The organism is Simplicispira sp. 125, from assembly GCF_003096555.1.
In the GTDB taxonomy this organism is placed as follows: Bacteria; Pseudomonadota; Gammaproteobacteria; order Burkholderiales; family Burkholderiaceae_C; genus Simplicispira.
The window spans coordinates 886,449-898,018 of record NZ_QEKM01000001.1 but is presented as its reverse complement, the minus strand read 5'-3'; the positions used below and the strand labels follow the sequence as shown (position 1 = coordinate 898,018).

At 64.5% G+C, this 11,570-nt stretch carries 9 protein-coding genes; 5 read left to right on the top strand and 4 right to left on the bottom strand.

The features are described 5' to 3' along the window. Window positions 1–43: 43 nt before the first annotated feature. Window positions 44–1,135: a sensor domain-containing diguanylate cyclase gene (locus tag C8D04_RS04160; protein WP_116003724.1), complete on the top strand. Its 1,092-nt coding sequence runs from the start codon at window positions 44–46 to the stop codon at window positions 1,133–1,135. Between the two features lie 23 nt (window positions 1,136–1,158). Here C8D04_RS04160 and C8D04_RS04155 read toward each other — a convergent pair whose 3' ends face one another. Beyond that, window positions 1,159–1,866 (bottom strand): VIT family protein, encoded by a 708-nt coding sequence (locus tag C8D04_RS04155; RefSeq protein WP_116003723.1) that lies wholly within the window; start codon window positions 1,864–1,866, stop codon window positions 1,159–1,161. 482 nt (window positions 1,867–2,348) lie between these two features. Between C8D04_RS04155 and C8D04_RS04150 the strand changes: the two genes are divergently transcribed. Beyond that, complete coding sequence (locus tag C8D04_RS04150) at window positions 2,349–2,636, top strand: DUF6150 family protein (RefSeq protein ID WP_116003722.1); 288 nt, start codon at window positions 2,349–2,351, stop codon at window positions 2,634–2,636. Window positions 2,637–2,640: 4 nt separating this feature from the next. Here C8D04_RS04150 and C8D04_RS04145 read toward each other — a convergent pair whose 3' ends face one another. Continuing rightward, window positions 2,641–3,486 (bottom strand): fumarylacetoacetate hydrolase family protein, encoded by an 846-nt coding sequence (locus C8D04_RS04145; protein ID WP_116003721.1) that lies wholly within the window; start codon window positions 3,484–3,486, stop codon window positions 2,641–2,643. Window positions 3,487–3,626: 140 nt separating this feature from the next. Here C8D04_RS04145 and C8D04_RS04140 point away from each other — a divergent pair, with 140 nt between their 5' ends. From C8D04_RS04140 to C8D04_RS04130, 3 genes are all read left to right on the top strand, one after another. After that, a complete protein-coding gene (locus C8D04_RS04140; protein WP_116003720.1) occupies window positions 3,627–4,217 on the top strand; it encodes a chromate transporter in 591 nt (196 codons plus the stop codon). Continuing rightward, window positions 4,214–4,792 carry a chromate transporter gene (locus tag C8D04_RS04135; protein ID WP_116003719.1) on the top strand — a complete coding sequence of 193 codons (579 nt, stop codon included), beginning with the start codon at window positions 4,214–4,216 and terminating at the stop codon, window positions 4,790–4,792. The genes C8D04_RS04140 and C8D04_RS04135 overlap by 4 nt, the downstream gene beginning before the upstream one ends. A gap of 211 nt (window positions 4,793–5,003) precedes the next feature. After that, window positions 5,004–5,912: a diguanylate cyclase gene (locus tag C8D04_RS04130; RefSeq protein ID WP_116006006.1), complete on the top strand. Its 909-nt coding sequence runs from the start codon at window positions 5,004–5,006 to the stop codon at window positions 5,910–5,912. A 3-nt stretch (window positions 5,913–5,915) separates the two neighbouring features. Here the strand turns inward: C8D04_RS04130 and C8D04_RS04125 are convergent, their stop codons facing one another. Both C8D04_RS04125 and C8D04_RS04120 read right to left on the bottom strand, forming a co-directional pair. Beyond that, window positions 5,916–10,250, bottom strand: a complete 4,335-nt coding sequence (locus tag C8D04_RS04125; RefSeq protein WP_116003718.1) for a PAS domain S-box protein — start codon at window positions 10,248–10,250, stop codon at window positions 5,916–5,918. A 147-nt stretch (window positions 10,251–10,397) separates the two neighbouring features. Continuing rightward, window positions 10,398–11,564, bottom strand: coding sequence for an ABC transporter substrate-binding protein (locus C8D04_RS04120; protein ID WP_116003717.1), 1,167 nt, complete (start codon window positions 11,562–11,564; stop codon window positions 10,398–10,400). Between the last annotated feature and the right edge of the window lie 6 nt (window positions 11,565–11,570).

Below are 11,570 nucleotides of genomic sequence, written 5' to 3'. Positions count from 1 at the left end.
CCCGGCCCCGGCCTATGGGGTGTGAAATTGTTACCATGGTCGCATGACTTCCACGCCCCCGAAGCCTGCCGATGCAGCCCAGATTCAGGCCGCACTCACCGACCCCCAGCGTCTGGCAGCGGTGCGCGACACCGGCCTGCTGGACACCCCACCTGAAGAGAGTTTTGACCGGCTGACCCGCCTGGCGGCCCGGCTCACCGGGGCGCCCGTGGCCTTTGTGTCGCTGCTGGATGCCGACCGCGATTTTTACAAAAGCGCTTTTGGGTTGGGCGAGCCCTTGCGCACTACGCGGGAGCTGACGGGGCGCACGTTTTGCCACTATGCCCTGACGTCGAACGAGGCACTGGTTCTGGAAGACGTGACGCAGGCGGCCGTTTTCCGGGACGTCCCCACGGTGCAATCCCTGGGGGTCAGGGCCTACATCGGCATTCCGCTGCGCACCGACGACGGGCATGTGCTGGGGAGTTTTTGCGCGGTGGATTTCAAGCCCAAGCAGTGGACCGAACAGGATGTGGAGGTCCTCGTCGAACTGGCGCACTCTGCCCTGCGCGAAATCCGGCTGCGCAAGGCATTGCAGGACGCCGATGCGCTCAACCAGCAGTTGCTGGCACAGTTGCAAAAAGTCGATGAACTGAACCGGGCGCTGAGCGAGCTGGCAACCACCGATGCCTTGACCGACCTGCGCAATCGGCGGGCGTTTGATCACAGCCTTCAACTGGAATGGGCCATTGTGGAGCGCAGAACCACGCCCCTGAGCCTGCTGGTGCTGGACGTGGACCATTTCAAGCGCATCAACGACACCTACGGCCACGACGCCGGAGACAAGGTGCTGCTGGCGATCGCCCAGGTGCTCAGCGGCTGTGCCCGGGTCATCGATATCGTTGCCCGCGTGGGCGGCGAGGAGTTCGCCGTCATCCTGCCGAACACGGATGCTGTGGGCGCCCTGGGCGTCGCCGAGCGCATGCGCAACGCCGTGGCAAGGGCGGATTGGCTGGGCCACCCGACGACCATCAGCATTGGCGCGGCGACGCTGCAGGACCAGGAAGACGCTGGCGGCCTCTACGCCCGGGCCGACGCCGCGCTGTACACAGCGAAAACAGCCGGGCGAAACCGGGTGGTCAGCGCGCAGGGCTGAAGCGCCCCATTCCCCTCAGCCTCTCAGACCGGCGCTCCAAACAGCATCCCCACGCCCGCCGTGATGGCCATGGCCAGGGCGCCCCAGAAGGTGACACGCCAGGCGCCCACCAGCACACCCGCGCCACCCGTGCGCGCAGCTACGCCCCCGAGCAGGGCCAGAAACACCAGTGCAGTAACCGCCACCCAAGCCAGCAGGCTGCTGGCGGGCGCCACAACGGCTACCAGCAGGGGCAAGGCGGCGCCACCGGCAAAACTGGCGGCAGACGTGAGCGCAGCCTGCACCGGACGGGCTGCCATGGCATTGGATATTTCGAGCTCGTCGCGTGCATGGGCGCCCAGCGCGTCGTGCGCCATGAGCTGCTGGGCGACCTGCTGCGCCAACTCGGGGGCCAGGCCCCGGCGCTCGTAGATACCGACCAGCTCGTGTTCTTCGGCCAGCGGGTCTGCGGCCAGTTCGAGGCGCTCGCGCTCCAAGTCGGCTTTTTCGGTGTCGGCCTGCGAGTGCACCGACACATACTCCCCCGCCGCCATCGACATGGCCCCGGCCACCAGTCCGGCCACTGCCGTCATCACGATGGCGGACGGGCTGGCCTGCGCCGCCGCCACACCTACCACCAGGCTAGCGGTGGACACAATGCCATCGTTGGCGCCCAGCACAGCGGCGCGCAGCCAGCCGATGCGGTCGGTGCGGTGGCGTTCACGGTGCAGGCGGCGTGGAGCAGCTGACATGGCAATCCCCGTAGGTGAACGATGGGCTGAGTATGAACTCTGGTGCCGCGTTGTGCGGACACATTACCCGACCCTATCGTCCGGGGCGTTGGTGTGTGTTGGGTTGCGCCGCCGGGCGCACAGCCCGACACCCGCCTTTGGGAAAAGCATTCTGCTGAAAAAGAGAGCGTTATTGCTCCGGCCCGTTGATGTCTCAAATACCGTTCAGGCTGCGGTTTTCGAAACCCTTCGACAGACTCAGGGCGAACGGTTCAGACTTCATGGGGCGGGTCAATTGCGGATTTGTCGGCCGCATCCGATGTGCACGAGCCACGGGACACGCATGCCACTCCGGGCCAAACAGCGGCGGACTGGCTGAACGGCCGTTTGTGCGGCATGAGCGGCGCTCTCACCCGGCCTTTGGGGGCTGACGCACCCTGCTTTTACGATACCCTCTCAGTCCACGGGCGCGGCGGTGCCTGCCTTTTTCAGAAAGTGACGACATGGCAAAAATCCTGGAAGTGAAATACGAAAACCTGGCCAATGCCGTGGTCTGCGAAGTGCACTATGAAACCCAGGCCGACCTGTGCTGGTACGAGGTGGCCTACGCCCAGCAGGCCGAGGGCGATGCCAAGTGGTTTTTCGTGCTGCATGAGGCGCAGGCCAGCTTCAAGATTTTCAGAACCAAGTACGAGACGCAGGCTGATCTGAAAATCTTCAAGGTCAAGTACCCCGACAAGGCGGGCTGGCGCAACACCAGCCACAAGCTGCGCGGTCAGCTGGAAAAATAAGGCACTAGCCGCCCACGCAGGTCTGCTGCTGCTCGCCCAACCCGGTGCCGCCCAGCCGCACCACATCGCCAGGCTTGAGGAACCAGGGCGCCGGTTTTTGCCCCAGGCCTACGCCAGCGGGGGTGCCGGTCAGCACGATGTCGCCAGGCTCGAGCGTCATGAACTGGCTGATGTACGACACCACCGTGGGCACACCAAAGATAAAGTTGCGCGTGCTGCCGCTTTGCACGCGCTGGCCATTGACCTCCAGCCACAGGTCGATGGCATGCGGGTCGGCCACCGCATCGGCCGTGGCCAGCCAGGGGCCGATGGGGGCAAATCCGTCGTAGCTCTTGCCTTTGTCCCACTGGCCGCCGCGCTCGATCTGGTAGGCGCGCTCGGACACATCGTTGCCCAGCACGTAGCCTGCCACATGCTGCAATGCGTCGGCCTCGGTCACATGGCGGGCGCGGGTGCCGATGACGATGCCCAGCTCCACCTCCCAGTCGGTCTTTTGCGAACCCGGCGGGATGTGCAAGGGGTCATTCGGGCCGCTCAAGGCCGTGATGGCTTTCATGAACAACACGGGCTCGGCCGGTGGCTGCATGCCCGCCTCCAGCGCGTGGTCGCGGTAGTTCAGGCCCACGCACACGATCTTGCCCACCCCACCCACGGGGCAGCCCAGGCGCGGTTGACCTGGCACGGCGGGCAGGCGCGCCGCGTCAATGGCGGCCAGGGCCGCCAGGGTGCGGGGCGCAAGCTGCGCAGGGCCAATGTCGGCCAGCAGCATCGAAAGGTCGCGCAGCACACCCTGGGCATCGACCAGACCTGGGCGCTCTTCACCAGGCGCACCGTAACGGATGAGTTTCATGGAAAGGCTTTCGTACAGGGCAAAGCGCGCAGTGTGCCACGGGCGTACGATGGTGGCCGTTGCAGGCCCAATAGCTATTTTTATGATAGCTATCAGCGCTTGATGGATAAGCGCTAGGGTCACTTTTTATTCAATTTTTTATGCACTCTGCCCCCCTCCTCCCAGACGCCGCGCCCGTGGCGCCCGGCCCGCGCAACGTGGCGGATCTGTTCTGGTCTTTTACCTGGCTGGCCCTGCAAGGTTTTGGCGGCGTGGTGGCGGTGGTGCAGCGCGAACTGGTCGAGAAAAAGCGCTGGATGACGAACGAGGAGTTCCTGGAAGACTGGGCCGTGGCCCAGGTGATGCCGGGGCCCAACGTGGTGAACCTGTCCATCATGATTGGCGACCGCCACTTTGGCCTGTGCGGGGCCTTTGCGGCGCTGGCGGGCATGCTGTCGTTGCCGCTGGTGCTGGCATTGGGGGCGGCCATGGTGTACGCGCAGTGGGCCAGCCACCCCGCCATGGCGGGCGCCTTGCGCGGCATGGGTGCGGTGGCGGCGGGACTGATTGCAGGCATGGGCCTGAAGCTGGCCGCCGCGCTGCGCACCCACCCGCTGGGACCCTGGGTGTGCGCGGCCATTGCGGGGGCCACGTTTGCTGCCATGGTGTGGCTGCGCATGCCGCTGTACTGGGTGCTGCTGCTGGTGGGCGGCACCGCCTGCGTACTCACCTGGCGCAAGCTCGCACCATGACGCACGCCATCGTTTTACAGCCCCTCGACTGGCTGCACCTGTTTCTGTACTACCTGTCGATCTCGCTGCTGGCCGTGGGCGGAGCCATTGCCACGGCGCCCGACATGCACCGTTTTCTGGTGGAGCGCAATGCCTGGCTGACCGACATGCAGTTCAGCGCCAGCATCGCCATTTCACAAGCAGCGCCAGGTCCCAACGTGCTGTTTATTGCCCTGCTGGGCTGGCATGTAGGGCTGAACGCAGGCGGGTGGGGCTATGGCCTGCTGGGGGCGGCGCTGTGCATGCTGGGCATCATGCTGCCCAGCGCCACGCTGACGTGGCTGGCCACACGCTGGGCGCACCGCAACCGCCAGCGGCGCGCGGTGCGCGCCTTCAAACAGGGCATGGCGCCCCTGGTCATTGGGCTGCTGATGGCCACCACCTGGGTGCTGGGCCGTGCGCAGGGCCAGCCTGCCACCGACTGGCCACTGTGGTTGCTGACCGCGGCCACCGCAGTGCTGGTCTGGCGCACCCGGCTGCACCTGTTGTGGCTACTGGGCGCGGGCGCCGTGCTGGGGGCCATCGGCTGGGTATGAGGCCCCGCCAGCGTCCATGCATCAAATAGTTACGTCACCCTGCTTCCCTCTTGCGCGCCTTGGACAGGATGGCGATTTGATCCAGCGCAGTCGGGGCCGGATTTTTGGCCCGGCGCACCTGAAACCCCGTATTCTTTTCGGCGGCAAACACATCCGGTCACAGGCCACGAGAACACTGCGCCGGTTCGTCATCGCACCCGAGGAAGCGCAGATGGAAGCACAAGCAAGCATTCTGGTCGTGGACGACTCCCCGGAGAACCTGCAGATCATCTCGGCAGTGCTCAAGCAGGACTACAAAGTCAAGGTGGCCATCAACGGAGAGCGGGCCCTGGCGCTGGCCACATCGGCCGAGCCGCCCGACCTGATTTTGCTGGACGTCATGATGCCCGGCATGGATGGCTACGAGGTGTGTGCCCGGCTCAAGCAGAACCCGGCCACGGCGCGTATCCCGGTGCTGTTCGTATCGTCGCGCGACGACGAAGAGGACGAGGCCCGGGGCCTGTCGCTGGGCGCCATCGACTACATCGTCAAGCCCATTCGACCGTCCATCGTGCAGGCCCGGGTGCGCAACCATATCGAGCTCAAGCGCAACCGTGACCTGCTGGAGCGCCTGACCACGCAAGACCATCTCACAGGCATCAGCAACCGGCGCCGTTTTGACGAGGGCCTGGTACTGGAGTGGCAGCGCGCCGCACGCGAGCAGACACCGGTGTCACTGATTGCCATTGACATTGACCATTTCAAGGCCTTCAACGATCACTATGGCCATCCGGGAGGCGACGAATGCCTGATCCAGGTGGCCCGCACCCTGGCCGCATGCGTGACGCGGCCCACCGACCTGGTGGCGCGCTGCGGCGGCGAAGAGTTTGGCTGTTTGCTGCCGTCCACCGACAGCACCGGCGCCCACCGCCTGGCAGAGCAGATGCGTGCAGCGATTGAGGCGCAGCGCCTGGAGCACGCCCAGTCACCCACACACCGCCATGTCACCATCAGCCTGGGCGTGGCCACTGCCGTGCCCCGGGCCGACGAGCCCGCCCAGGCCCTGGTGGACCTGGCGGATGCGGCGCTGTACGAAGCCAAGGGCGCGGGGCGCAATCGCTTTGTGGTGCACACCCGTTAAGCGTTACTGCATCAAAGACAGCGCCGCTTCGAAGTCAAACCCGTCAATGGCGGCGGCGATGGCTTGGTGCGCGTGCGGACAGGCAACCTGCAGCAGCCCGCCGTGCCGGGCGACCAGATCCAGCGAGCTGGCATCACCGGCCACCAGCAGGGCCTGTAATTCCTGCCGAAACACCTGTACCTGCTGCACGTCCGGGGCTATGGGCGCAGCCACTGACACATCCTTGACTGCGGCATCCAGGCGGTCCAGCCCCGCAATGACTGGAGCCAAGGCCGCGTCCACCGCCTCCAGCAGGGCTGCAATGCGCGCAGGCGCCTCGTCTTTTCTGCAGGCACTCTCGAGCGCAGCTGCAGCGGCCTGCACACTGCGTGCACCAATGCTGCCGGCCACCGACTTGAGGGTGTGGGCCAAGCGCTCGGGTGCCGTGGCATCCCCCTGGCCTTGCACTGCCCGAAAGCCAGCGGCAAACCCCGCCTGACCTGCGCGGAATTTGCCCAGCAGTGAGCGGTACAGCACCTCGTTGTGCAGGGTGGTTGCCAAACCGGCGCGGGTGTCGATACCGGGCAGGTGCGGCAACCCTGGTGCGGCAAGCGGCAGCGACGATGACAACGGCGGCGACGCCGCTGCCGCGGTAGCACCCGGCACGGCGCAGCGCGCGCCCACCCAGCGGGTAATGGTGCGGAACATGCTGCCCACATCCAGCGGCTTGGCGATGTAGTCGTTCATTCCCCGGGCCAGGGCGCGTTCGCGGTCGCCTGCCATAGCGTTGGCGGTCATGGCAATGATGGGCAGGGTCTGCAGTGCCGGGTTGTCGCGGATACGTTGCGTGGCCTCGTAGCCGTCCATCACGGGCATCTGGCAGTCCATCAGCACACAGTCGAAACGCGCATCCCGGGCCAGCGCATCCAGCGCTTCCTGGCCGTTGGTGGCCAGCTCCACATCCATGCCAGCATGACGCAGCAGTTCCAGCGCCAGCTCCTGGTTCAGCTCGTTGTCTTCCACCAGCAGCACGCGAGCGCCTGCCAGCTGTTGCATGGCAGCCTGTGCGTCTTGCCCAATCAGACCTGACTGGTGCTCGGTCACCGCTTTGTGGTCCAGGGTACGGCCAATGGCGTCCAGCAACTGACTGGCCATGACCGGTTTGGTGAGCACCGAGCGCAGCGCCACGCCGCGCCGTTCGGCTTCGCCCAGGGCCTCTTCGCGGCCATAGGCCGTGACCATGATGGCGGCCGGCACCTGGAGCAGATCGTGCGCGTTCAGGTGTTGCAAGGTTTCGATGCCGTCCATCTGCGGCATCTTCCAGTCGATCAGCACCAGGCTGTAGGGTCGGTGCTGCTGCTCGGCGCTGGCCACGGCCGCCAGGGCCGCTGCGCCGTCCATGGCTGTATCCACCTGCAGACCCAGGCTGAGGGCAATGCTGGCGGTGATTTCACGGGCACAGGCGTTGTCGTCCACGACCAAGACCCGCATGGCTTGCAATGTCTCGCGCGCAAGGCGAGGCAGCACCACGTTATTTTCCTGGCGGCCGAATCGGGCTGTGAAGTGGAATTCCGAGCCTTGGCCCAGTGCACTCTCGACCCAGATGCTTCCGCCCATCTGCTCGACCAGATTGCGCGAGATGGCCAAACCCAGGCCCGTGCCGCCGTAGCGGCGGGTGGTGGAGCTGTCGGCCTGGCTGAAAGGTCGGAACAATTTGGCGCGTTCTTCAGGCGTCATGCCAATGCCGGTATCGCGCACCCGGAAGTGCAATTCCACGCCCTGTTCGTCCTCGGCGGTTTTTTCAATGCCGATCACCACCTCACCCTGCTCGGTGAACTTGACGGCGTTGTTGCCCAGGTTGACCAGGATTTGCCCCAAGCGCAGCGGGTCACCCACCAGGCCTGCAGGAATGTCCGGGGCCACATGGAAGAGCAGCTCCAGCCCCTTGTCTTCGGTCTTGAGGCCAATCAGGTTGGCCAAATGGTCCATCACCTCATCGAGCTGGAACGCGGTTTGCTCGATCACCATCTTCCCGGCCTCGATCTTGGAAAAATCGAGCACATCGTTGATCAGGCCGAGCAGGCCCACGGCGGACCGGTGCGCTTTTTCCACATAGTTGCGCTGGCGGGCGTCCAGCGGGGTTTGCAGCGCCAGGTGCGACATGCCGATGATGGCGTTCATGGGGGTGCGGATTTCATGGCTCATGTTGGCCAGAAAATCGCTCTTGGCGCGGGTGGCTTCTTCGGCCACGCGGCGCGCCTCGGCCATGGCATGTTCGGCAGCCTTGCGCTCGGCAATATCCTCAAACACCCAGATGGTGACGTGGCTGTGGTCTGTCGACTGCAAGGCACGCCCGGAGACCTGGGCAACGAAGGGGCGGCCATCCTGGCGCACAAACTCCCATTCCACGTTCACATCCTTGCCCGTGGCCAGCAAGGGGCCGACCATAGCGCCAAAGCGTGCGTAGTCGTCCTGTGAGTGGTACATCATGTGGCCTGGCTGGCCCACCATGTCCTCGGGCACGTAGCCCAGGTGTTCACACATGCGCTGGTTGACGCGCAGGATCACGCCGTTGGCGGTGTAGATGATGCCGTTGGGGGCGTTGTCAAAGATCGTTTGCTGCTCGTCCAGCAATTTGCGGTTGTGGGCCTCGCTCGCGCGCAGGCTGGTCTCGGCCATTTTCTGGTCAGTGATGTCCTGGTTGATACCGACCAGTCGGCGCGGGCGCCCGTCCGGCCCGCGCAGGGCGGCGTCGCCCGTGTCCTGAATCCAACGCCATTGCCCAGAGTGGGTGCGCATGCGAAAGGTGGCACGGTGCTCTTGCACTTGGTTCCCCAGAAAGCGCTGCAACCGTTGCTGCACGTCGGGCAGGTCGTCAGGATGAATCAGGTCGCTCCAGCACGCCAGGTGATCGGGGTAGCGGGCCAGAAGTTCTTCTTTGCCGTACCCGAGCATCTCGGCCCAGATGTCGTTCACCGTCACCTCACCGATACGCCCCTGGTCGTCGATGGTGCAGTCGTACAGGCCCAGATGGGCGGCGCGCAAGGCAAGGTTCAGGCGCTCCTCGCTGCGCGCGATGCGCTGCTCCACGATCTGGCGCTCGGTGATGTCATAGAGCCAGGAAACCAGGTAACGCCCATCAGAGAAATCCAGCAACATGGATGACAGCAGCACGGTGATGGGGGAGCCATCGGCGCGCACCAGATCGGCCTGGTAGGCCTTCACACTGCCGTCGCGGCGCAGTTGCTCCATGAACGTATCGCGGTCTGCCGGGTTGCGCCAGGAACGGTAGGTGTTGTACGACGGTATGTCCTCAGAGAGCACCCCCATCATTTCGGCATGCTGGCGGTTGGCAAACACCAGTTGCCCTTCCGGCGTGCCAATGACCACGCCTACGGGGCTGTTCTCCAGAATGCGGAGCAGGCGGTCCTCGTTCTCCTGGCGGTCGCGTTCGAGTTTCTTGCGTTCGGTGATGTCTTCGTAAATCCAAACAGCCGAGCGTTCGTAGCCCGCAATGCTGATGCCCTGACCCGACACCATGGCCACGAAGGATGTGCCATCGCTGCGCCGAAACTCCCACTCGGTGCGCACCACCTTGCCGGCGCTGAGCAGCGGCCCCGCCATGGCCGCAAAGGCCTGGTAGTTGTCCTCGCTAGAAAACAGTGCCTGCGCTACCGGCTTGCCCAGCAAATCCTCGCGCGCCATCTGCAGACTCTCGCACAAGCGCTTGTTGACCCGCAGCACGATGCCATCGGCGGAATAACAAATGCCATTGGGGGTGTTTTCAAAAATCACCTGCTGCTCTTGCAGCAGTTTGCGGATCTCAGCCTGCTGGCGGTCGATCTCCTGCCGCACACGGCGCTTCTCCGACACATCATCCACCGTGAAGCGCAGCAAAATACGGCCGCCGCAATCGAAGGCCATGAGATTGACCTCGGCATCGAAAATTTCACCATTCGCGCGCTGCGCACGCCAGAGAAAATTGGCAATGCCGTGCTCAAAGATGGAGCGCGTGATTTCCTCGCCCGCGGTCTGGGTGTCGGTACCGTCATATTGCGTTGGTGCCGAGAAATCCAGCGGCATTTTGCCCAGCACCTCGTCGCGCGATGAGAAACCGTAGATGCGCACCGCCGCCTGGTTGCAATCTACGATGCCAATGGCCGGGTCGATGATGACGATGGGCACGGGCGATTCTTGATAGACCCGCTTGTTATAGGCCGCGCCGCGCACCAGCGTGGCACGCGCCTCTTTGAGCGCGTTGTCGCTGCCCTCCAGCGCAGCCCTCAAGGCCTGGTTCTCGCGCTCCAGGCGCTCAATGCTCTTTTGCAGCGCTTCCTGCGTACAGGCTGTGTGCTCCATGGCCCCTCCAGTGACGAGCACAAGGGAGCAGCCAGGAAACGGCCCGTCTACCCTGACCCGCAGTCAGCAGGCAGTATCAACAACAGGCCCCTGCGGCGTCAACGCTGCGCGCAGCGGCAGCGGAGGCTGTTTGCGCTAGCGCAAGGTTCAGCTCAGGCGGCGGCCTTTTTCAGCGTAAATGGCGAGGTAGATCGAGTCGGTGCCCACATAAGGCGCCTTGTTGCCAAAGCCCACGCTGAAGTCACCAAAGGACAGGCTGCGCACGCTGGCCAGCCCTGTGCGCAAGCGCTCGCGGGTCAGGTCCTTGCCCGCATTCTTCAAGCCTTCAATCATCACCTGCGCATTGATCCAGCCTTCCAGCGCGCTGGCACTGCTCAGATAAGCAGGCGCGGCGCCCGTGTTCTTCATGGTGCTCTGGAACTTGCGTACCAGCACCGATTTTTGCGAGTTGGCGTCTGGAAACACCTGCACCAGCGCCATGCCGCGCGTAGCCGCGCCCAGTTTGGGCATTTCAGACGAAATCACCGTGACCGACAGGCCGGCCATGGGCACACCGGCGGCGCGTGCACGGAATGCGAGCATGAAGGCGGTGTTGGCCGTTCCCGTAGTGGCCAGCAAGACGGCGCTGGGGCTTCCAGCAGCGACCTGATCAGCCAATTCCACGGCATTCTTGCCATCCACGGCCAGGGCGAATTCACCAGCACGTTCAACCTGTGCGGCTTCCAGCGCCTTGGTCATGTCCGAGAGCACCTCCTTGCCAAACGGGTTGTCCAGATACACCACGGCAATGCGCTTGAGACCCATATCGCCAACCTGCTGGACCAGGCGCTGGGTTTCATCGCGGTAGCTGGGACGTACGAAGAACACATGCCGTTGCTCAGCCGTGCGCAGCGATGGCGCGCCGGTGACTGGCCCCACGGTAGGTATGCCCTTGCCTTCGATCAGCGGCAGGATGGCCGCGGTGTTGGCGGTACCCAACGGCGAGATGAGCGCAAACGCCGACTGGGCTGCCAGCATCGCGGTAACGTTCTGCAGGGTGCGTGCAGCCACGTAGCCGTCATCCTTCACCTCCAGCTGGATTTCACGCCCGAAAACACCACCGGCCTGGTTCAGTTCAGCAAACGCAGCTTTCATGCCGGCGACTTGCTCGATACCCGCCTGCCCCAGCGGGCCCGTGAGCGCGATGGAGCACCCCAGCGTGACATGCCGCGCCGACAAGGCTTCTTCGGCGGCCAGCGCAGGGAGGGCCCAGGTAGGCAGGCTGGTGGCGGCGGCGGCTTGCGTGGTGCGCAGGAGAAATTGGCGGCGACTCATGGATAA

What these genes read in the sequence shown, in the direction of transcription:
- C8D04_RS04120 (WP_116003717.1), bottom strand. Translation starts at nt 11,564, where the DNA reads ATGAGTCGCCGCCAATTTCTCCTGCGCACCACGCAAGCCGCCGCCGCC.
- C8D04_RS04145 (WP_116003721.1), bottom strand. Translation starts at nt 3,486, where the DNA reads ATGAAACTCATCCGTTACGGTGCGCCTGGTGAAGAGCGCCCAGGTCTG.
- C8D04_RS04160 (WP_116003724.1), top strand. Translation starts at nt 44, where the DNA reads ATGACTTCCACGCCCCCGAAGCCTGCCGATGCAGCCCAGATTCAGGCC.
- C8D04_RS04130 (WP_116006006.1), top strand. Translation starts at nt 5,004, where the DNA reads ATGGAAGCACAAGCAAGCATTCTGGTCGTGGACGACTCCCCGGAGAAC.
- C8D04_RS04155 (WP_116003723.1), bottom strand. Translation starts at nt 1,866, where the DNA reads ATGTCAGCTGCTCCACGCCGCCTGCACCGTGAACGCCACCGCACCGAC.
- C8D04_RS04140 (WP_116003720.1), top strand. Translation starts at nt 3,627, where the DNA reads ATGCACTCTGCCCCCCTCCTCCCAGACGCCGCGCCCGTGGCGCCCGGC.
- C8D04_RS04125 (WP_116003718.1), bottom strand. Translation starts at nt 10,250, where the DNA reads ATGGAGCACACAGCCTGTACGCAGGAAGCGCTGCAAAAGAGCATTGAG.
- C8D04_RS04135 (WP_116003719.1), top strand. Translation starts at nt 4,214, where the DNA reads ATGACGCACGCCATCGTTTTACAGCCCCTCGACTGGCTGCACCTGTTT.
- C8D04_RS04150 (WP_116003722.1), top strand. Translation starts at nt 2,349, where the DNA reads ATGGCAAAAATCCTGGAAGTGAAATACGAAAACCTGGCCAATGCCGTG.